This is a genomic window from Salmonella sp. 32120201201600049SM (assembly GCF_017572835.1).
Classification (GTDB): Bacteria; Pseudomonadota; Gammaproteobacteria; order Enterobacterales; family Enterobacteriaceae; genus Salmonella; species Salmonella enterica.
The window spans coordinates 23326-42325 of record NZ_JAGESA010000015.1; the positions used below are offsets into that span (position 1 = coordinate 23326).

Sequence of the window (19000 nt, forward strand, 5' to 3'; positions counted from 1 at the left end):
CAGTTCGTCTACCGCCAGCGCGCAGAAAGCGGAGCGTACACGAAGTACGTGAGCATTTCGAGCACTGCCGGGAGGCGAAATGGCAAGTAAACCAGCCCCTTTTCAGATTCTACAGCCTCATTGGCATAACAACGTAGGCAGCACTCTGTGACGCCGCATCCTCAATCTGTACGCTGGATACGGAATCCGTCAGCATAATGCGCACGGTTTCGCACTTCAGCGCATTGAGCACGTCCAGCACATAGCTAACGTTAAAGCCGATTTCCATCTCCGTCCCGCCGTAGCTCACGTCCAGAATCTCTTCCGCTTCTTCCTGTTCCGGGTTATTGGCGGTGATTTTGAGCTGATTCTCACTGACGTACAGACGCACGCCGCGGAATTTCTCATTCGAGAGGATTGCCGCGCGGGCAAACGCCTGCTTGAGGATATCGCAGCCCGCTTCCAGATGTTTATCCGGATTCTTCGGCAGAACGCGACGGTAATCCGGGAAGCGACCATCCACCAGCTTCGAGGTAAAGATAAAGTCGCCGACGTGCGCGCGGATATTATTACTGCCGATCTGCACGCGCAGCGGGTTTTCGCCGCCGTCGAGCATACGCATCAGTTCAATCACGCCTTTACGCGGCACAATCACCGAGTGGCTGGGTAAAGACGCTTCCAGCGGCATTGAACACACCGCCAGACGGTGGCCGTCGGTCGCGACAGTGCGCAGTTCGCTACCTTCCGTTTCAAACAGCATACCGTTTAAGTAGTAGCGCACATCCTGATGGGCCATCGAAAACTGGGTCGCTTCAATCAGGCGCTTCATCGTGGCCTGCGGCAGCGTAAATTCAACTTCGCTTTGCCAGTCGTCAAGATTCGGGAAATCGGCGGCAGGCAGCGTAGACAGCGAGAAGCGGCTACGGCCAGAACGCACCAGCATCCGATCGCCTTCCAACTGAACGGCAATCTCCGCGCCCTCCGGCAGGCCGCGGCAGATATCAAAGAATTTCCGCGCCGGCACGGTAGTGGCGCCTGGCTCATGCGGCTGAGAAAGCGTAACGCGCGCGACCATCTCCATTTCAAGATCGGTGCCGGTCAGAGAAAGCGTACCGTCCGCTACCTGGAGGAGCAGGTTACCGAGAATCGGCAGCGTAGGACGACCGCCCAGCGGGCCGCTGACCTGCTGAAGCGGTTTTAATAAATGTTCACGTTCAACGGTAAATTTCATAGGATCACGACGACAATGTTCTGATTAAATTCGAAAAATCTTCTTTGATATCGTGGCTTTCTTCACGCAGTTGCTCAATTTTACGACAGGCATGAAGTACGGTAGTGTGGTCGCGCCCGCCAAACGCATCGCCGATTTCCGGCAGACTGTGGTTGGTGAGCTCTTTTGCCAGCGCCATAGCCATCTGGCGCGGACGTGCTACCGAGCGAGATCGACGCTTAGAAAGCAGATCCGCAATTTTGATTTTGTAATACTCGGCCACCGTCTTCTGAATATTGTCGATGGTGACCAGTTTTTCCTGCAACGCCAGTAAATCGCGCAGCGCTTCGCGCACAAAGTCGATAGTAATCGCCCGGCCGGTAAAGTTGGCATTGGCGATCACCCGGTTCAGCGCGCCTTCCAGTTCACGTACGTTAGAGCGTAGACGCTTGGCGATAAAGAACGCGACCTCGCCTGGCAGACGAATATCATTTTCGTCCGCTTTTTTCATCAGGATCGCCACGCGGGTTTCCAGTTCTGGCGGTTCGATCGCCACTGTTAGCCCCCAACCAAAGCGGGACTTGAGACGATCCTCAACGCCGTTGATCTCTTTCGGATAGCGATCCGACGTCAAAATGATCTGCTGATTGCCTTCCAGCAGAGCGTTAAAGGTGTGGAAAAACTCTTCCTGGGATCGTTCTTTATTGGCGAAGAATTGAATATCGTCGATCAGCAATGCGTCAACGGAGCGGTAGTAGCGTTTAAACTCTTCGATGGCGTTATTTTGCAGGGCTTTTACCATGTCCTGCACAAAGCGCTCGGAGTGCATATACACGACTTTCGCGTTGGGTTTGCGCGCCATAATGCCGTTACCCACCGCGTGCAGCAGGTGAGTTTTACCCAGACCGGTGCCGCCATAGAGGAATAACGGGTTATAGGCGCCGCCAGGATTATCCGCCACCTGACGTGCCGCCGCGCGCGCCAGTTGGTTGGATTTACCTTCGACGAAGTTATCAAATGTATGCTTAACATTGACGTTGGAGCGGTAGGTCGGCTCCGCCGGCGCTGGTACGTTATCCCAGCCCGAACGGGCCGCAGGCGCTACGCGCTGCGGCTGCGCCGTTGTTGTCTGCGCAGGCGCGACAACGTTATGCACAGGCGTTTTTAGCGTTTGCGTAACGGGCTTTGTTCCCACTTCAAAACGCAGTTGTGGGGCATCCGCGCCGCAGAATGTGTTGAGTAATCCATTGATATTGTTGAGGTACTTATCTCTTACCCAATCGAGCACAAAACGGTTTGGCGCATACAAAGCCAGCGTGTTATCGCTCAGTTCCGCCTGCAACGGGCGTATCCACATACTGAATTCTGTGGCTGGTAACTCATCCTGCAATCGGGCAAGACACTGCTGCCAAAGCGAAAGTGACACGGCGGACTCCACTCGAACAAAAGTCGATAAATGACAAAGGCTGATACATTAATGATTGTTGGCGCACGTCGATAAGACCCTGCATGAAGGGTGACGCACGAACCGCTGTCTGCGGTTTTCACGGATCTTTCAAACGATCGCGACTTCACGCAGTCTGAAAGATTTCGTGTTCATGCCTGACCAGGATCGTTTGAAACGATCAGGACCGCGGATCATAGCCTAAACTGAGCAAGAGATCTTCTGTTTCTCACAGATTCTTCCCGATTTATCCACAGGACTTTCCAGGAAAGGATAAGTGTAATCGATCCTGGGGAACTCCTGTACGCTTTCGCGCGCATATTGAAAAAATTAATAGGTAAAGGTGAGCAGACGCCTAAAAGATCGCATAAAGATCCAGGGCGATCCTTGCGCTTTACCTGGCAGTCCGTATAATTCTCCACCCGTCGCGCAATGCCCGTCATATGGCGTCAACGCTGCTTATTTTCCGCACAAAAAGGCGTGGAAAATCGCGGGAAAATAAGGAAAGAGAATTGACTCCGGAGTGTACAATTATTACAATCCGGCCTCTTTAATCACCCACACTGTGGCGTAAGTCGTTCAAAGTTTGTTCGGGTATACGCAAAAGTCAGTGAATTTATTCAAGTTTAGGTAGAAATCGCCATGAAACGCACTTTTCAACCGTCTGTACTGAAGCGCAACCGTTCTCACGGCTTCCGTGCTCGTATGGCTACTAAAAATGGTCGTCAGGTTCTGGCACGTCGTCGTGCTAAAGGCCGCGCTCGTCTGACCGTTTCCAAGTAATAAAGCTAACCCCTGAGTGGTTAAGCTCGCATTTCCCAGGGAGTTACGTTTGTTAACTCCCGCTCATTTCACATTCGTCTTCCAGCAACCTCAACGGGCTGGCACGCCGCAAATCACCATCCTCGGCCGCCTGAATTCGCTGGGGCATCCCCGTATCGGTCTTACCGTCGCCAAGAAAAATGTTCGACGTGCGCATGAACGCAACCGGATTAAACGTCTGACGCGTGAAAGCTTCCGTCTGCGCCAGCATGAACTTCCTGCAATGGATTTCGTGGTGGTGGCGAAAAAAGGGGTTGCCGACCTCGATAACCGTGCTCTCTCGGAAGCGTTGGAAAAATTATGGCGCCGCCACTGTCGCCTGGCTCGCGGGTCCTGATAGCCCTTATTCGGGTCTATCAACGCCTGATCAGTCCGCTGCTTGGGCCGCATTGTCGTTTCACGCCAACGTGCTCAAGCTACGGAATTGAGGCATTGCGCAGGTTTGGAGTGATAAAAGGCAGTTGGTTGACGGTGAAACGCGTATTAAAATGCCACCCTTTACACCCTGGTGGTGACGATCCCGTCCCGCCCGGACCATTTGATACCAGAGAACACTAACGATGGATTCGCAACGCAATCTTTTAGTCATCGCTTTGCTGTTCGTGTCTTTCATGATCTGGCAAGCCTGGGAGCAGGATAAAAATCCGCAACCTCAGACTCAACAGACCACGCAGACAACGACCACCGCAGCGGGTAGCGCCGCCGACCAGGGCGTACCAGCCAGTGGCCAGGGGAAAATGATTACGGTGAAAACCGATGTGCTTGATTTGACTATCAACACCCGTGGTGGTGATGTCGAGCAGGCCTTGCTCCCGGCTTACCCGAAAGAACTGGGTTCCAACGAACCGTTCCAGCTGCTGGAAACCACCCCGCAGTTTATCTATCAGGCGCAAAGCGGCCTGACAGGCCGCGACGGCCCGGATAACCCGGCGAACGGCCCGCGTCCGCTGTACAACGTCGAGAAAGATGCGTTTGTACTGGCCGACGGTCAGAACGAACTGCAGGTTCCGATGACTTATACTGACGCCGCAGGCAACACGTTTACCAAAACGTTTGTCTTTAAGCGTGGCGATTATGCGGTTAACGTGAACTATAGCGTGCAGAACGCCGGCGAAAAACCGCTGGAAGTCTCCACCTTTGGTCAGTTAAAACAATCCGTCAACCTGCCTCCTCATCGCGACACCGGCAGCAGCAACTTTGCGCTGCATACGTTCCGCGGCGCAGCGTACTCCACGCCGGATGAGAAGTATGAGAAATACAAATTCGACACCATTGCCGATAACGAAAACCTCAACGTCAGCTCCAAAGGCGGTTGGGTGGCAATGTTGCAGCAGTATTTCGCTACCGCATGGATTCCGCGTAACGACGGCACCAACAATTTCTACACCGCCAATCTGGGCAACGGCATTGTCGCTATCGGCTATAAAGCGCAGCCGGTACTGGTACAGCCAGGCCAGACTGGCGCGATGACCAGCACCCTGTGGGTCGGCCCGGAAATTCAGGATAAAATGGCGGCTGTTGCACCGCACCTGGATTTGACCGTGGACTACGGCTGGTTGTGGTTCATCTCTCAGCCGCTGTTCAAGTTGCTGAAGTGGATCCACAGCTTTGTGGGCAACTGGGGCTTCTCCATTATCATCATTACCTTTATCGTTCGCGGTATCATGTACCCGCTGACCAAAGCGCAGTACACGTCAATGGCGAAGATGCGTATGCTGCAGCCGAAAATTCAGGCGATGCGCGAACGTCTTGGCGATGATAAACAGCGCCAAAGCCAGGAGATGATGGCCCTGTACAAAGCGGAGAAGGTTAACCCGCTGGGCGGCTGCTTCCCGCTGATCATCCAGATGCCTATCTTCCTGGCGTTGTACTACATGCTGATGGGTTCCATTGAACTGCGTCATGCGCCGTTCGCTCTGTGGATTCATGACCTGTCCGCACAGGACCCGTACTACATTCTGCCGATCCTGATGGGCGTAACGATGTTCTTCATTCAGAAGATGTCGCCGACCACCGTGACCGACCCGATGCAGCAGAAGATCATGACCTTTATGCCGGTCATCTTTACGGTGTTCTTCCTGTGGTTCCCGTCAGGTCTGGTGTTGTACTATATCGTCAGCAACCTGGTCACCATCATTCAGCAGCAGCTGATTTACCGTGGTCTGGAGAAGCGTGGCCTGCATAGCCGCGAGAAGAAAAAATCCTGATTCGGTGTAGGCCGGATAAGGCGAAGCCGCCATCCGGCAAGGCGCGCCGGTCAGCCTGATGGCGCTAACGCTTATCAGGCCTACAATCAAAAGGCGGTCATATGACCGCCTTTTTTTATTGCAACAAAGTTGAGACTAACCATGAGCCATAACGACACTATCGTCGCCCAGGCAACCCCACCGGGACGCGGTGGCGTGGGTATCCTGCGTATCTCTGGTCTGAAAGCGCGCGACGTTGCGCAAGAGGTGCTGGGCAAGCTGCCGAAGCCGCGCTATGCCGACTACCTGCCGTTTAAAGACGTTGACGGCAGCGCGCTGGACCAGGGTATTGCGCTGTGGTTCCCCGGCCCGAACTCCTTCACCGGTGAAGATGTGCTGGAGCTACAAGGGCACGGCGGTCCGGTGATCCTGGACTTGCTATTAAAACGTATCCTGACGCTTCCAGGCGTGCGCATTGCCCGACCGGGCGAGTTCTCCGAGCGAGCGTTCCTCAACGATAAGCTCGATTTAGCCCAGGCAGAAGCCATTGCCGACCTGATCGATGCCAGTTCCGAACAGGCGGCGCGTTCGGCGCTAAACTCGTTACAGGGGGCATTTTCCGCCCGCGTTAACCACCTTGTGGAAGCACTTACTCACCTGCGAATCTACGTCGAAGCGGCTATCGATTTTCCGGATGAGGAGATCGACTTTCTCTCTGACGGCAAAATTGAAGCGCAGCTCAATGGCGTCATCGCCGATCTTGACGCCGTGCGCACCGAAGCGCGCCAGGGCAGCCTGCTGCGCGAAGGGATGAAGGTAGTGATTGCCGGACGCCCGAATGCCGGGAAATCCAGCCTGCTGAATGCGCTGGCAGGCCGTGAAGCGGCCATTGTCACCGATATCGCCGGTACCACGCGCGACGTGTTGCGCGAGCATATTCACATCGACGGGATGCCGCTGCATATCATCGATACCGCCGGACTGCGCGACGCCAGCGACGAAGTTGAGCGTATCGGCATCGAACGCGCCTGGCAGGAGATTGAACAGGCCGATCGCGTGCTGTTTATGGTGGATGGCACCACGACGGACGCCGTTGACCCTGCCGACATCTGGCCGGACTTTATCGCCCGTCTGCCCAAAAATCTACCGATTACCGTGGTACGTAACAAGGCGGATATCACCGGCGAAACGTTGGGTATTAGTGAAGTAAACGGTCACTCACTGGTTCGCCTCTCAGCGCGTACCGGCGAAGGCGTCGACGTGTTGCGTAACCACCTCAAGCAAAGCATGGGGTTTGATACCAATATGGAAGGCGGCTTCCTGGCCCGTCGCCGTCACCTACAGGCGCTGGCGGAAGCCGCTGAACACCTTGAGCAGGGCAAAGCGCAGCTATTAGGCGCATGGGCGGGGGAACTGCTGGCGGAAGAGTTGCGCCTGGCGCAGCAAAGCTTAAGCGAGATTACCGGCGAGTTTACCTCCGACGACCTGCTGGGACGGATTTTCTCCAGCTTCTGTATCGGGAAGTAAATCTCCTAAATTAAATTAAAAACGAAGTAAAACCTTTCAAAACATATCAAAACAACCAATTGTTATTTATGGCAATTTTAGGAAGTTCTCTTATGGTTAGGTTTTACTTCCCTTCTCACGATTTTGCTCCGTTTTGCTAATTATTGATCCACATTTGCTCCCGAGTTAAAATTTTGGAGTAACGGGAGCAAAGCGGAGCAATTATGAAGGTATCAGTAAACAAGCGTAACCCTAACTCGAAGGGGCTCCAGCAACTTAGGCTAGTGTACTATTACGGAGTTGTTGAAGGTGAGGATGGCAAAAAACGAGCAAAGCGCGACTACGAACCTTTAGAACTCTATCTCTACGAGAACCCAAAGACACAAGCAGAGCGTCAGCACAATAAAGAAATGTTGCGTCAGGCTGAGGCTGCGCGGTCAGCAAGGCTCGTTGAATCTCACAGTAATAAGTTCCAACTGGAAGACAGAGTAAAACTTGCTTCGAGCTTTTACGATTACTACGACAAGTTAACTGCCAGTAAAGAGTCTGGAAGCTCTTCAAACTATTCTATTTGGATCTCAGCAGGTAAACATCTTCGGAGCTATCACGGAAGAGCAGAGCTCACTTTTGAAGAAATTGATAAAAAATTCCTAGAAGGGTTTAGGAAATACCTTTTAGAGGAACCACTAACGAAATCGCAATCAAAACTTGCGAAAAACACAGCCTCTAGTTACTTCAACAAAGTCAGAGCCGCACTAAATGAAGCGTTCCGGGAAGGCATCATCAGGGATAACCCAGTCCAGCGAGTAAAAAGTGTCAAAGCAGAAAATACCCAGCGAACCTACCTCACTCTGGATGAAGTTCGAGCTATGACAAAAGCGGAATGTCGCTATGACGTACTTAAACGAGCATTTCTTTTTAGTTGCACAACTGGCTTGAGATGGAGCGATATTCAGAAGCTTACTTGGAAAGAAATAGAAGAGTTTCAGGATGGACACTACAGAATTATTTTCAAACAAGCTAAATTACTGAATGCCGGAAACAGCTTAGTCTACCTGGATCTACCAGACTCAGCCGTCAAGCTTATGGGAGAGCGCCAAGATAAAGCGGAGCGAGTATTTAAAGGGTTAAAATATAGCAGTTACACCAACGTTGCTTTGCTACACTGGGCAATGCTAGCAGGCGTTCAAAAACATGTTACTTTCCACGTAGGCAGACATACATTTGCTGTGGCCCAGCTTAACCGTGGGGTTGATATCTATTCTCTCTCTCGCCTTCTTGGACACTCAGAATTGAGAACAACGGAAATTTATGCTGATATCCTTGAAAGTCGCCGGGTAACAGCAATGAGAGGCTTTCCAGATATTTTTGAAGATAAAGTACAAGAATCTGGAACTTGCTGTCCTCACTGCGGAAAGTCCGTATTGAATAAAACACTTTAAGATGCCCTACGGCCGCGAGGAAAACTCGTGATGTAATTTGTAACGTCTTGGTGAAGTTCATGAGCAGACTTCACTCTGTTCTTTTCCAACCATGCTTGAAGGTCTGAGCGCTTAATTAGCACCCGATTACCACCCGGCTTAGTAAACGATAAGCGCTTTTCATGCGTCAGGCGGTAGATGTATGAGCGTTTTGCTCCAACGTATGCCGCCGCCTCATCGACGGTAAGATACTCTTTATCAGATGGTGGTAAGTTTGATTTGCTGCCGTCACTCACCGTATTTTCAACGACCTGAGCCAGTAATTGCTTCATTTCTGCAATTTCGCTTCTCAAGGCATTCAAGGTTTCATTCACGTCTACAGTCATCAGCCTACCCGTTACACACCAGTTATTGATAGACCTAGTTTATGAGAGACAGCTACCAATCCTCGGCTCTGGATCTGCCCTTTTAGGGCGCGAACAAAGTTATTAACGCCTGAACATGGTTCAACTATAGGTATCTTTATAGGATTTTTTTAAAGGCAATACCTATAGGTTTAGGGGGGGGGAAATTATGCGTGCAAAGTGGGGGTGATTATGCGCAGCTCGTCAGTAGTCAGGGGGGTAATTATGCGTAAAAAGGGGGGGGCGATTATGCGTGGATAAAATCCAAAACCAACAGTGTTTTCCACAACTTTGCAAAACAATAACATAAAAAAACCGGCACATTGGCCGGTTATTAAGTCAATTACGGTATGGAATCGGTGGGGGGCTGGACATCATCAGAATTCCGCCAGTCACTTTCTTAACTTTTGCATCCGGATAAACAGTAAGGACTCTCTTTAGAGCAGGAAGGAATACCTTCTTAAAGTTCCTGTCAGCGTCGTCTCCGGTATATTCTTGACCAAACTGCTCGCGCAAATTACGCCAGTACAATACGACAGGCCTACCGCTAATTCGATGTAAACGATCCGAAAGCATGGCATAAATATCCATCGCAAGAGCACTGCTATTAAGCTGATTTAGAGCCCTTAAATCAAGCGGTACAGCATGTTCGCTTAGCGTAGTAAAATACTCGTGTGAAAATGTAATAACACCAGGCCATAAAGCACCTTGATTGTCGCTGTTACCAATCCAAGCCTCAAATTTTTGGATGGGCTTACCATCGTAAGTGAACGCTTTATCAGCGGTACTAAAACCAAGGGTAATACTACAAGCAGATAACGCCAAAAGCTGTTTACGGAAGTTTGTATAGCTCCCATTTTTTCCTCCTGATGACTCCTTGCCCAGTTGTTTGAGGAAAGCACTGGCGCTATTGCCGACATCAATCTCGGGTGATTTTGAACGCAACGCTTGAGTATTCAGATATGCCATTACAAGCCTTGGCATGGGACCATACGGAACAGGCTGTTGGAGAAACTGCTTACCATCCCAAATTTTACCCGCTCGGATGTATAGACCAGCAGCACCACAACGCCTCTCAAACTCAGATCCATTTACTCTTGAACGAGGCAAACCGACTTGGCACATGATTGAGTGCATAAAAGTGAAATCATTGGGCGAGGGTGGATCTGATTTAATCCTTACTGAGGCATCTATTAATTCAGACTCAGCCCGACTCAAGCCTTGTGATTTATCACTATTTTCTACTTCGATATCCGCCTGATACTGAGCAAGTAGTTGGCTAAATGGCTTCATTACTTACCCTGCGGGAATCAAGCCATGCCTCCAACTGATCTAACCTGTATCTTAGTGTTTTATCGCCACTGATTTTATATGGTTTGGGAAATGAAGGGTCGTTTGTGCGGATTCGTTGAAGCGTTGGCACAGAGATTTTAAGTAGGGCAGTCACCTCATACACAGAGATCATCTGCAGGTGACTGTAATCTTTTTCATTTAAAGTTTGCTGCATAAATTTCTCCAGCATCATCATTGATTTACTGGAGAAATTTTGAGGGTGAACCCCCGTAAACATGGCCTCTGGAAGTGCCCTATTTGGGCACCTAGGCGATTTATTCCGACACAAAAACTTTCACATGTGAAAGTTTCTCATTGATAAACATCAACCACCATTGCCATCCAAGTCAGGAAAGATTTCACGCGCTTTGTCGTTTCTAATTTTGTCCACATTAATCCCTTCCAGCCGCTCCATAATACGTTCTGAGGCGTCTTGTCGAGTACCATCAATATTAAAATCACTTCCAGCTCCCGTTAAAGCATCCAAGTTTAACGATGCGGGATCAGGAAGTTTTCCATTTTGCTGAAGTATACCCAACCACTCGTCTAGGTTAACCTTACTCCAATCAATATCCGCTATTCGATCCAATGGAATTCCGCCGCATTGAGGTGTGCGCGCATCACCAAAGTTAAGGCCAAGTTGTGGCCGCACTTGCTCTTGGATGATTCGAGAGAGTGGCGAGTTGAAACAGCAATAGGACTCTCGCTCCTCGACACATGCTCCCAGTACTTTGGACTTGCAGTAAGATCCAACGTATGTGCAGCTATTTAGTGCTCTTTTAGCATTCATGGTGAACTCCTTTTCCTCGCACTTCCAAATCATTTGGATCATGACCATCGACACTACATAGACTGTGTAAACAGTCATAACGGTGCTTAGCATGGCGGCACCTTGTTGGCCGAGGATTTGTTCAGTCATTGATTCAGGAGCCCCAGCAGGTACGCCAGCGGCTCCCGTCGCAGAAGCATTTCCTAGAGCTTCAGAAGTCAGCTTGGTAATTTGCTCCTTTAATGCGCCAATAGTCTCCTGGGCAAACTGTTGAACAGGCTGGAGAAAACTATCAACCGCTCCACTAATATTTTCTATATAACTTGCAAAAGGCTGTGTTATTTCGGTCCAGCCAGACATTACGGGGTCTCTTAATACTTGGTATGCTCCTTTCACGGCACTGCCATCAGAGAGTCCCATAACGGCACCGTCTAGCTTAGGCACGGCCATAATCAAATTGAGATAATCAGCAAACGAAATATTCGTCGGCTTTTCACAACAATCTGAGACACCACCCACAGCAATCTTGCATTCCCCAGCCTCACCGGCAAAAGCTGAACACATCACATTTTCTTCACCAGTGGGGTTATCATCATAATTTTGACCAGTACAACTCATATCCTGAGTCATGAACTGAGCTGCATTCAACAATGCAGATGCACGAGCGAAATCAGTGCTTTGTGACTTTGTTATATCGAGACAATCATCCCCCATACACCTAATGGGTCCACCACATTGATACGTCGTTTCTTTCTCTAAAGTAGGTATTGATATGTCCGTTCCGCAGTCGTAGGTATCTTTAAACACATAACACTTACCCGAGGAACCCTCTGCTCCATCAATACATTCAGAACTAATAAATCCACACTGAGGATTATCCTCATACATCTGGCAACTGTTGAGATTTCCACCAGTATTTACAGGGCAGTGTGTTTCACCTTGAGGATCTGTCCAGCAGTCCATTTGCCCCTTATAAAAGTCATAGTCGGCTTTAACTCGAACCTTTTTGCACAGCTTTGGAATGCCAGGGAAAGGTGACGGTTTCAGTTGGGATTCGCAAACTTTGACCCCGTTGATGACTGTGCAGCCCGTAGCATCAGTCGGGTCATCTATACATGTTATCTCGCCTTCGGCAAAACCATCTACAACCCCTTTGGCTGAATCCATGCAGCTCTGTGGAGCCCACTCATCCTTGGTAATGGCTTTCGATGGGTCATAGCGGAGTTTTATGCGGCCAAAACCCTCACCTTCACCAGTTACTGAAACACGGATCTTGAATGTAACAACATCACCATCTTTCACGTTCTTAAAATAGGGAGTGACATCAACATTAGGGTTTCGCTCCCAACTCGTGGAGAGCTCACATCTACCGGCTGTTTCTGGAGGGAAGTTGCCATCTGGGCCAGACCACACTTTAGTTTCTTGGCCGGACTTACCGACCCACACTTGCATGTAATCATCCCACTTAACATATTCAAGTGTTGCGGAAACGATAGCATCCGGGTTACTAACCTGGACTCTTGTGTACTCTTCATAGATTTTACAGTTACCAGCCCAGTAATCGTCCCCAACCTTACCAATCCAGAGCTCCGTGCATCCGTCACCACAGGACTTGAGGTTGTATGGGCCATCATAGTGCTTCACCACAGAGGCATCGTAGTCATGGACAACCTCACAGTCCGCGCTTTGATCTACAACACGCTGACACCGTTCATACTCTGGAATGTGGGTGTTGATAGTATTCTGATTAATGGTTGTTTCGGCAGAACAATCCCCAAAGCCACCTGCGATGAGGTCCATATCCTCATAGGTCTTTTTGCTTAGATTCAATACCGGGTCATTACTGAAATCAGGGCGTGAGCGATTGGCCGCATCCATGAGAACTTGATATGCAGAACCTGATATTGAGGGATTGGAGCTGTTGGCGTCTTGGAATAAATTGGCTTTTGCCTCATTACCAAACTGATCCATAGCATCAGCATCACTAAATATCTGTTCTAGCTCCTCTGGAGATGCTGCATCAGGGAAATACTCTGCGGTATTTTGACCAGGTTGAACTCCAGGAAACAGTTCATTTATGTTTATGGATGTTGATTGACCATTACCGACTGGTAGAGAAATTTTACCATCTTGAACCTGAGCAGAGTTTTGCTTAACTCCGTTCGCAATAGATAAACCAAATTGTTTGGCATCACGACCAACAGCTCCGATGTTAGGTTCCTGATTACCCGCATAAGAATGTATCGGAAGAACTGAGATGGTTAAACATAGGAGCGAGGCAACAAACCTCGTCATGATGGGCGGCATAGTGGACATAGCATTTCTCCAGCTTTTTAGTTTGGATAATGCTATGTCGCTCTCTCATAAAAATTAGCATCGCTATTTGCCCTTTTGCGGCATACGCGGATGTATTCAGGCAGCTTTTGAGACCCGGCAGAATGGGCATTCAACACATGTTCGCTGATTAATTGACGTAAAAAAAGTGCATTGGCATTGCTCGCAATGCTCTATCATTGCTTCTCCATTGCGCATTTCAGAGGCAAGACACCAGGCATCTGTAATGTCGAAGGGCTCCCATTTTCCTCCTTTCATACCTGGTACTTCTTTACGGATAGCGTGATACATCCTAAACGCTTTATTCAGAGCGCTAATATCTACAGAACGCTTAACTTTTTCCCCTCCAAGATTTGAATAGAGCTGCATTAAAAGCGATGCTTGAATTTTAGATGTCTGACTGTGGATCAGCGTCGCTCCACCACGGAATGTCCTGGATTTCTTATCCTTCACATCATATCCGCAATATTCAAGCTCAGCGTACAGCCTGCGAACTTGCTTATAAGTCAAACCAGTCTCTAGGATAATTATCTTTGTGATATAACCCGCCAATGCCATGTGCCTTGCTTTTACCCAGCGAGATAACGAACCAGATGTAAAACATTCACTCATGATTATCTCCACACCAAAGATTGCTGAATCTTTTTTAATAAAATCGGCGTTGTATCGGCAAGAGCTGCTGATAAGAATTGATCGAGTACGCCAATATCAAATCTCAATGAAAATCTAATAACGACCCTATGCGATAACGACCTTAACTGGCTGTTTGAGGAGGCGGCGACTGAGGAAGCAAGACCAGAAGATACACCAAAATTTTGCCTCGCCATGTCCAAGTTTCTACTAGCTAACTTATTAAGCAATAGCCAGTACGCTGCGTCAAAGTCGTCCACAACATTTTTAAGGCATATGACAGAATCGTAGCTACCGGCAAGAGCATCGATCACTTCCATTTGATCTGTTTCAAGTTTAAAGCTAAGAAGAACTCCACTCGCTAATTGTGAAAGATAACTGTCAGGAGTTGACGCCAATTTATTAACAAGATCTTCTGGAAGAGAAAAATGATTGCTAACCTGGGATGGCGCATTGGCTGATAAAAGCTTCAGTAGTGTCCACAGAGTCAAATCAAACTCAAAAATATCTTGGTCTGGCTTCTCTTCACTCAATTGAACGGCAAACTTGTCAAAGCTACCAATAACATCACGTTCTAACGGCTCTAAGGCATACATCAGTAGTCCTCCTTACCTTTTTTTCTGCGGCCTAGATTGATTGAAACTAACGCGCTCCCTGCAATCAACGCTAGTAAGGTAAATCCATATTGGTCATCTCTCCACGACGAGATAAACAAGTGAGTAAGAAAGCTTAGAATAAACAACGTTCCGATTGCCTTAACGACGATGTTTAATCGCTTTTCAGTTTCACGATCTAAATGCTTCATATCTTTCTCCATAACACACCTGATTTATTCACTGATTAACTTTGTCATCAATCATAAATACCATGACTTTTTGATAATGCAACGCCAAACACTGTGTTTTTTTACAGTATCATTTTATGGTGCTATGAAGATTTGCATTTCTGAACGATAATCTATAATCGGTTACATATTAATCAGGAGGCGTAAATGAAAAAGGCGCTATTCTCTTTGTTTTTAATCGTAAGTTTGTTCTATTCGTACAAACTTCTTGGCCTATGGTCGCTCATATTTTTTGTAGTCGGAGTTTCTCTGCTGGCATCTTTAAAGATTGGTAGAAGAGCCTATCTAATCAGTAATTCCGGGAGTAAAACGAACACATTATCTGGGCGAGATCTGTTTGCAGACGTCACATACAACCCTGCCACAGGATCTCCAATGGTAAGTGACGTAGATGTATCCGGAAGCTTCTATGGATTGAATAAAAACAAAGGCTCCTGAGAGCCTTTGTTTTTATTAATTATAGACTTAACGTTAACTGCCTATCTTTATATCTTAATAACGGATACCGTTGAGGCGACGAAAAAAAACCTATCAAAATGTGTTTATTAAGTTCCGGATGCTCTCTGATTACATTGTTCAACACCGAACCATCGACGATAAATTTTTTATTTCCACAGGAGATTGGCTTTTCGTTTAGCCATCTCCCTTCCCCCAGTAATATCATCACTTTAAGCTCTTTAATTGCGCGTCTATATTCAGCTCGTCTGCTCATTAACGGCCTCCTTTGGCTACGGACAAATACCTTGATACAGGCGCTAAATATCCGCCCGCTTGGTCTTTACCTGCCCCCGCAGAACTTTCAATAATCGCAGCCATTTTATCTGCCAATACGTTATCACCAACCTCTTCTCTGAGATTTTCTCTTAGTTCTCCAGAGCGCGATGAATCGCCGCCCATCAACGATGCAGCAAACAATTCTGCTCCTGCCTGACTATTCAAACCATAATCATATCTTGCAGTATCCATTGCTATCTGCCTGAATTCGTCACCATATTGCTGAACAAACTCAGCCGCCTTTCCAGCTCCAGCCTCGCTTGCACTTGCTAATGCAGAAGCAAAAAACATCCCTCTTTCTCTAACAGACATTCCCTGTGCTGCCTCTGAAAGATCTGACTTACCGGTTAACCATTCTTTACCGGCTTCAAATCCACTGATCCCCACACCAATGATGTCCCTACCCAGATTTGCAGCACCTACAGCCAGGAAGCCTCCAAGACCATACTCTTGCTTGACGTAATCGTCCCCTTTCTTTGTGTCCTCAATAAACTGATCTCGTTGTTCCGGAGTCATCTGGGCTAACTTAGACATCGATTGCCCAAAACTCTCTGCGAACCCTTCTTTGGCGGCTCCTGCGCCACCCACAACTTGCTGTACAAAACGACCTGCGCCCTCAGCACCTGCAAACAAAGCACTGGATGTTGACGGGGCCAAATCGGATGCCATGATCTGTGCTCTTAACGCAGGCAAGCGGTCATTAAGATATTCATTTCTGCTTGTCCCATAACTCTGCTCAAGTTGTTGGATACCCTTTTCATGAGCGTCACGAACAGAATTTTCAGATCCAATACTGCCTGATTCAGCTAAAAGCTTTTGTTCATTGCTCATTCTTTCCGGTGCCGAAAGTGCGCTCGAATTTTCAACCGGCGAGACATAGCGCGGAGCATCCTTTACCAACATTGCACTATGACCAGGTTGATTAAAGTCAATACCACTGTTACCACCAGTGGCCTTTGCTATTGCACCGGCTGCAATTGCTTGTTCAGATGGAGAGTTGGAATTGAGCATAGCAAACAACTGCCCTCCAACTATTGCCCTCTGGGAATCAATACCTAAATCTTGGTAATGCTGGGCTTTTCTTTGCGCAAAATCTCTTGTCTCTGGCGATGACTGTCTAACACCATCTGACAATGACTTACCGGCTGACCAGTTGTTCAGAACTTTGTCAGCTAACGCGATAATATTATTGTTGCTAGTAGTCCCGATAGTTTGCTGAGCCTGAGATAACTCTTGGTAGGTTTGTTGCGAAGACAAAAGATCAGAACTGGATTGCATGAGCTGCTTTCTCTGCTCTTCACCTAAGCTCTGGGTAAAACGTTGACCTTTATCAGTAGACACTTGCCGCGCCAAATCACTCGTTAATGCTGAACTGTCATCTTTTGTAAAACCGAGTCCGCGAGATAAAGAGTCAATATCAGAACTAAGCTGCTGTCTACTATCCTGACTCTGCGATTGCGCAGATACATCTAAACTACCGTTCATAGATACCGGATTAGCGGCATTTACAGCGGCACCAACCGGTCCTGTAAAAGCAGCAGCAAGTTTTCCGGCATCCACTCCAGCGCTAGCACGCATAGCAATAGCTCCTGCCACAGCATCCGTGTGAGAAGCATTTATCCCACGATCAGTAACGTAGTTCTGCGCCGCGGACAAAATACTTTTAGCCTGAGTTGAATCAGACGCTCTCAACGTTTGTCCTAATGATTGTAGTTGTGAATAAGTCTGTTCTGAACCATGTCCAGAAAACACACTATTACTTAATTGGCTAGCGAAACCTTTCTGAGCCTGTGCAGTAGCAGCAGAACTACTGCTAAGGGCATTACTTACGGTACTCCCTAAGTTAATACTATCAACTAACGACTCACCTCCAGAGGTCATTGTTCCAGCAATCCGGGATTGATTAAATTGTGGTTGTTGACTCAAAACAGAACCACGGTCCACTAAGTCTGGAGACATTAGTTTTTCATTGACTGTATCACTCGCCCCCACTCGTTGAGCAAGACTATTGAAGGCATATACTGAGCCAGTTACTAACATCAACGATAGGACTGGCGTTGCTGCGGCCATCATTCCACCTATCCCTATCCAACGCTCAATTTCGGCCCCAGCATATGCAACGCCTTCAAATGAGGATAAGTTCCCTGTGGTATATTTTGCGAGCGCCTGCTGCCCCATTATGTAAATGAATAGATTGATTACCGACATAATTGGCAACCAAAGTTGTACCCATATAAGCATTTGAAGATACTTACCGACCAATAGCAAACCTTTAGAACCTAGCACCATCACAAATGCGGCTATGGGCGTAATCGCATAGGCAAACCCCTCTACCAAGGTCATAAGAGGTTGAATCGATTTTACAAACAAAGACTGTTCGGCTGCATATTGCGTATTTCGCTGAGACTCAGCTTGAGTGAGCATGATTTGTGCGTACGGATCATTCATATCACTGTAGTACTGAGCAAAGCCACGCTGTACGATAGGTTGCAGAAAATTGGCTTTTATAAAATCACCTGCGGCCACATTCGTAACCTGCAGGCGATATAAAGCGTCAGATGTAGCATTCAAAGCATCAGTGGTAGACAACAAATAGCCAAGAGCTTGTTGCGAAAGGCCAGAATTGAAGGCAGTTTCAAAGGATTGGCTCAACTGAATCCAGCCATCTGTACAACTGGGATCTGTCGGGCCAGATGGAGACAGGTACAATCGGGTCCCATATATTTGTGAATCAAATCTGAGAGCTGTACGCCAATTCTCTGTGTTGATTTGATCCTCATTTGACTCACCTAATGAAAATTTAATTGCTGTGCATTCTGATATGTAGTTAGTCAGGCTTTTCTTCATATCAACAGCACCGCCTCCTAGGGAATCATTCCAGACAGTCCATAGTGCTGACTCCATTTCGTGATTTCTGAGCTTTGATAATAACTCTAAAGAATCCATGAACTTTGATTCAGTCACACTCGCGACAGGGCTATATGCAACCTCAAAGAGTTTTGTGAGACCAAATCCAACGCTTGAGATTATAGAACCAGCGGCGGCTGGACCAACAGGTACGTTATCCACTACTCGCACTTGTCCGTTGTACGCGTCCTCAATAGTTACCGTAACGCCGGCTCCAAAGGAAATGGCATACACGAGCCAACAAGCAAAAACTTGATGTAAATCCCAGGATTTAGCTCCCTGGAATAACGACTGAAATGAGATGATAAGAGCGCCAATTAAAAGGCCAATACTTACCATTCGTTCAAAATCACCGGTGCCTGTAGCCATCGCTACAGCAATCATTATTTGCTCTAGAAATGCGGCATCACCGACGGAATAAATACTAAAATCCATTAG

The 19000-nt window shown here is 48.0% G+C and carries 18 protein-coding genes; 7 read left to right on the forward strand and 11 right to left on the reverse strand.

Annotated elements, in window-relative coordinates; translation table 11 throughout:
• Positions 1–109: 109 nt before the first annotated feature.
• Together dnaN and dnaA are read right to left on the reverse strand one after the other, a co-directional pair.
• Entirely contained in the window at positions 110–1210 is a 1101-nt protein-coding gene (gene dnaN, locus J4650_RS20905; protein WP_000673474.1) for a DNA polymerase III subunit beta, read from the reverse strand.
• A 4-nt stretch (positions 1211–1214) separates the two neighbouring features.
• The gene (dnaA, locus tag J4650_RS20910) at positions 1215–2615 is read right to left on the reverse strand and encodes a chromosomal replication initiator protein DnaA (protein WP_000059093.1); all 1401 of its coding nucleotides are present in this window, start codon (positions 2613–2615) and stop codon (positions 1215–1217) included.
• Positions 2616–3275: 660 nt separating this feature from the next.
• Here dnaA and rpmH point away from each other — a divergent pair.
• The 6 genes from rpmH to J4650_RS20940 all read left to right on the forward strand — a co-directional run bounded on the left by rpmH (position 3276) and on the right by J4650_RS20940 (position 8589).
• Positions 3276–3416 (forward strand): 50S ribosomal protein L34, encoded by a 141-nt coding sequence (rpmH, locus tag J4650_RS20915; RefSeq protein WP_000831330.1) that lies wholly within the window; start codon positions 3276–3278, stop codon positions 3414–3416.
• A gap of 16 nt (positions 3417–3432) precedes the next feature.
• A complete protein-coding gene (gene rnpA / locus J4650_RS20920) occupies positions 3433–3792 on the forward strand; it encodes a ribonuclease P protein component (RefSeq protein WP_000239725.1) in 360 nt (119 codons plus the stop codon).
• Positions 3756–4013, forward strand: coding sequence for a membrane protein insertion efficiency factor YidD (yidD, locus tag J4650_RS20925; protein WP_001307474.1), 258 nt, complete (start codon positions 3756–3758; stop codon positions 4011–4013). Before rnpA ends, yidD begins: the two co-directional genes overlap by 37 nt.
• Before the next feature lie 2 nt (positions 4014–4015).
• Positions 4016–5662 carry a membrane protein insertase YidC gene (gene yidC, locus J4650_RS20930; RefSeq protein WP_000378277.1) on the forward strand — a complete coding sequence of 549 codons (1647 nt, stop codon included), beginning with the start codon at positions 4016–4018 and terminating at the stop codon, positions 5660–5662.
• A gap of 141 nt (positions 5663–5803) precedes the next feature.
• Positions 5804–7168, forward strand: coding sequence for a tRNA uridine-5-carboxymethylaminomethyl(34) synthesis GTPase MnmE (gene mnmE, locus J4650_RS20935; protein WP_000019081.1), 1365 nt, complete (start codon positions 5804–5806; stop codon positions 7166–7168).
• Positions 7169–7371: 203 nt separating this feature from the next.
• Positions 7372–8589 (forward strand): site-specific integrase, encoded by a 1218-nt coding sequence (locus J4650_RS20940; RefSeq protein WP_000868887.1) that lies wholly within the window; start codon positions 7372–7374, stop codon positions 8587–8589.
• On the opposite strand, the gene J4650_RS20945 is transcribed toward J4650_RS20940, so the two are convergent.
• The 7 genes from J4650_RS20945 to J4650_RS20975 form a co-directional block, all read right to left on the reverse strand.
• Complete coding sequence (locus J4650_RS20945) at positions 8586–8954, reverse strand: helix-turn-helix domain-containing protein (RefSeq protein ID WP_000215270.1); 369 nt, start codon at positions 8952–8954, stop codon at positions 8586–8588. The two genes, J4650_RS20940 and J4650_RS20945, sit on opposite strands and share 4 nt — an antisense overlap.
• Before the next feature lie 357 nt (positions 8955–9311).
• On the reverse strand, positions 9312–10265 hold the full coding sequence (locus tag J4650_RS20950) for a replication protein RepA (RefSeq protein WP_000802150.1): 954 nt from the start codon (positions 10263–10265) through the stop codon (positions 9312–9314).
• Positions 10252–10479 (reverse strand): helix-turn-helix domain-containing protein, encoded by a 228-nt coding sequence (locus J4650_RS20955; protein ID WP_001187968.1) that lies wholly within the window; start codon positions 10477–10479, stop codon positions 10252–10254. The genes J4650_RS20950 and J4650_RS20955 overlap by 14 nt, the downstream gene beginning before the upstream one ends.
• 150 nt (positions 10480–10629) lie before the next feature.
• On the reverse strand, positions 10630–13389 hold the full coding sequence (gene traN / locus J4650_RS20960) for a conjugal transfer mating pair stabilization protein TraN (protein WP_080164351.1): 2760 nt from the start codon (positions 13387–13389) through the stop codon (positions 10630–10632).
• 96 nt (positions 13390–13485) lie between these two features.
• Entirely contained in the window at positions 13486–14019 is a 534-nt protein-coding gene (locus J4650_RS20965) for a FlhC family transcriptional regulator (RefSeq protein WP_024140163.1), read from the reverse strand.
• Positions 14020–14021: 2 nt separating this feature from the next.
• A complete protein-coding gene (locus tag J4650_RS20970) occupies positions 14022–14633 on the reverse strand; it encodes a hypothetical protein (protein ID WP_001747910.1) in 612 nt (203 codons plus the stop codon).
• Positions 14633–14842, reverse strand: a complete 210-nt coding sequence (locus J4650_RS20975; protein ID WP_001747911.1) for a hypothetical protein — start codon at positions 14840–14842, stop codon at positions 14633–14635. The genes J4650_RS20970 and J4650_RS20975 overlap by 1 nt, the downstream gene beginning before the upstream one ends.
• A gap of 186 nt (positions 14843–15028) precedes the next feature.
• On the opposite strand from J4650_RS20975, the gene J4650_RS20980 reads away from it, so the two are divergent.
• Positions 15029–15319: a hypothetical protein gene (locus J4650_RS20980; RefSeq protein WP_000709418.1), complete on the forward strand. Its 291-nt coding sequence runs from the start codon at positions 15029–15031 to the stop codon at positions 15317–15319.
• A gap of 19 nt (positions 15320–15338) precedes the next feature.
• Here J4650_RS20980 and J4650_RS20985 read toward each other — a convergent pair whose 3' ends face one another.
• Positions 15339–15593, reverse strand: coding sequence for a hypothetical protein (locus tag J4650_RS20985; protein ID WP_000091004.1), 255 nt, complete (start codon positions 15591–15593; stop codon positions 15339–15341).
• Positions 15593–18997 (reverse strand): conjugal transfer protein TraG N-terminal domain-containing protein, encoded by a 3405-nt coding sequence (locus J4650_RS20990; RefSeq protein WP_080164352.1) that lies wholly within the window; start codon positions 18995–18997, stop codon positions 15593–15595. Before J4650_RS20990 ends, J4650_RS20985 begins: the two co-directional genes overlap by 1 nt.
• Between the last annotated feature and the right edge of the window lie 3 nt (positions 18998–19000).

Coding starts and splice junctions, on each gene's coding strand:
- J4650_RS20950 (WP_000802150.1), bottom strand. CDS start 10,265: ATGAAGCCATTTAGCCAACTACTTGCTCAGTATCAGGCGGATATCGAA.
- J4650_RS20990 (WP_080164352.1), bottom strand. CDS start 18,997: ATGGATTTTAGTATTTATTCCGTCGGTGATGCCGCATTTCTAGAGCAA.
- traN (WP_080164351.1), bottom strand. CDS start 13,389: ATGTCCACTATGCCGCCCATCATGACGAGGTTTGTTGCCTCGCTCCTA.
- J4650_RS20940 (WP_000868887.1), top strand. CDS start 7,372: ATGAAGGTATCAGTAAACAAGCGTAACCCTAACTCGAAGGGGCTCCAG.
- mnmE (WP_000019081.1), top strand. CDS start 5,804: ATGAGCCATAACGACACTATCGTCGCCCAGGCAACCCCACCGGGACGC.
- yidC (WP_000378277.1), top strand. CDS start 4,016: ATGGATTCGCAACGCAATCTTTTAGTCATCGCTTTGCTGTTCGTGTCT.
- J4650_RS20955 (WP_001187968.1), bottom strand. CDS start 10,479: ATGCAGCAAACTTTAAATGAAAAAGATTACAGTCACCTGCAGATGATC.
- J4650_RS20980 (WP_000709418.1), top strand. CDS start 15,029: ATGAAAAAGGCGCTATTCTCTTTGTTTTTAATCGTAAGTTTGTTCTAT.
- dnaN (WP_000673474.1), bottom strand. CDS start 1,210: ATGAAATTTACCGTTGAACGTGAACATTTATTAAAACCGCTTCAGCAG.
- J4650_RS20985 (WP_000091004.1), bottom strand. CDS start 15,593: ATGAGCAGACGAGCTGAATATAGACGCGCAATTAAAGAGCTTAAAGTG.
- rpmH (WP_000831330.1), top strand. CDS start 3,276: ATGAAACGCACTTTTCAACCGTCTGTACTGAAGCGCAACCGTTCTCAC.
- yidD (WP_001307474.1), top strand. CDS start 3,756: ATGGCGCCGCCACTGTCGCCTGGCTCGCGGGTCCTGATAGCCCTTATT.
- J4650_RS20965 (WP_024140163.1), bottom strand. CDS start 14,019: ATGAGTGAATGTTTTACATCTGGTTCGTTATCTCGCTGGGTAAAAGCA.
- J4650_RS20975 (WP_001747911.1), bottom strand. CDS start 14,842: ATGAAGCATTTAGATCGTGAAACTGAAAAGCGATTAAACATCGTCGTT.
- J4650_RS20970 (WP_001747910.1), bottom strand. CDS start 14,633: ATGTATGCCTTAGAGCCGTTAGAACGTGATGTTATTGGTAGCTTTGAC.
- J4650_RS20945 (WP_000215270.1), bottom strand. CDS start 8,954: ATGACTGTAGACGTGAATGAAACCTTGAATGCCTTGAGAAGCGAAATT.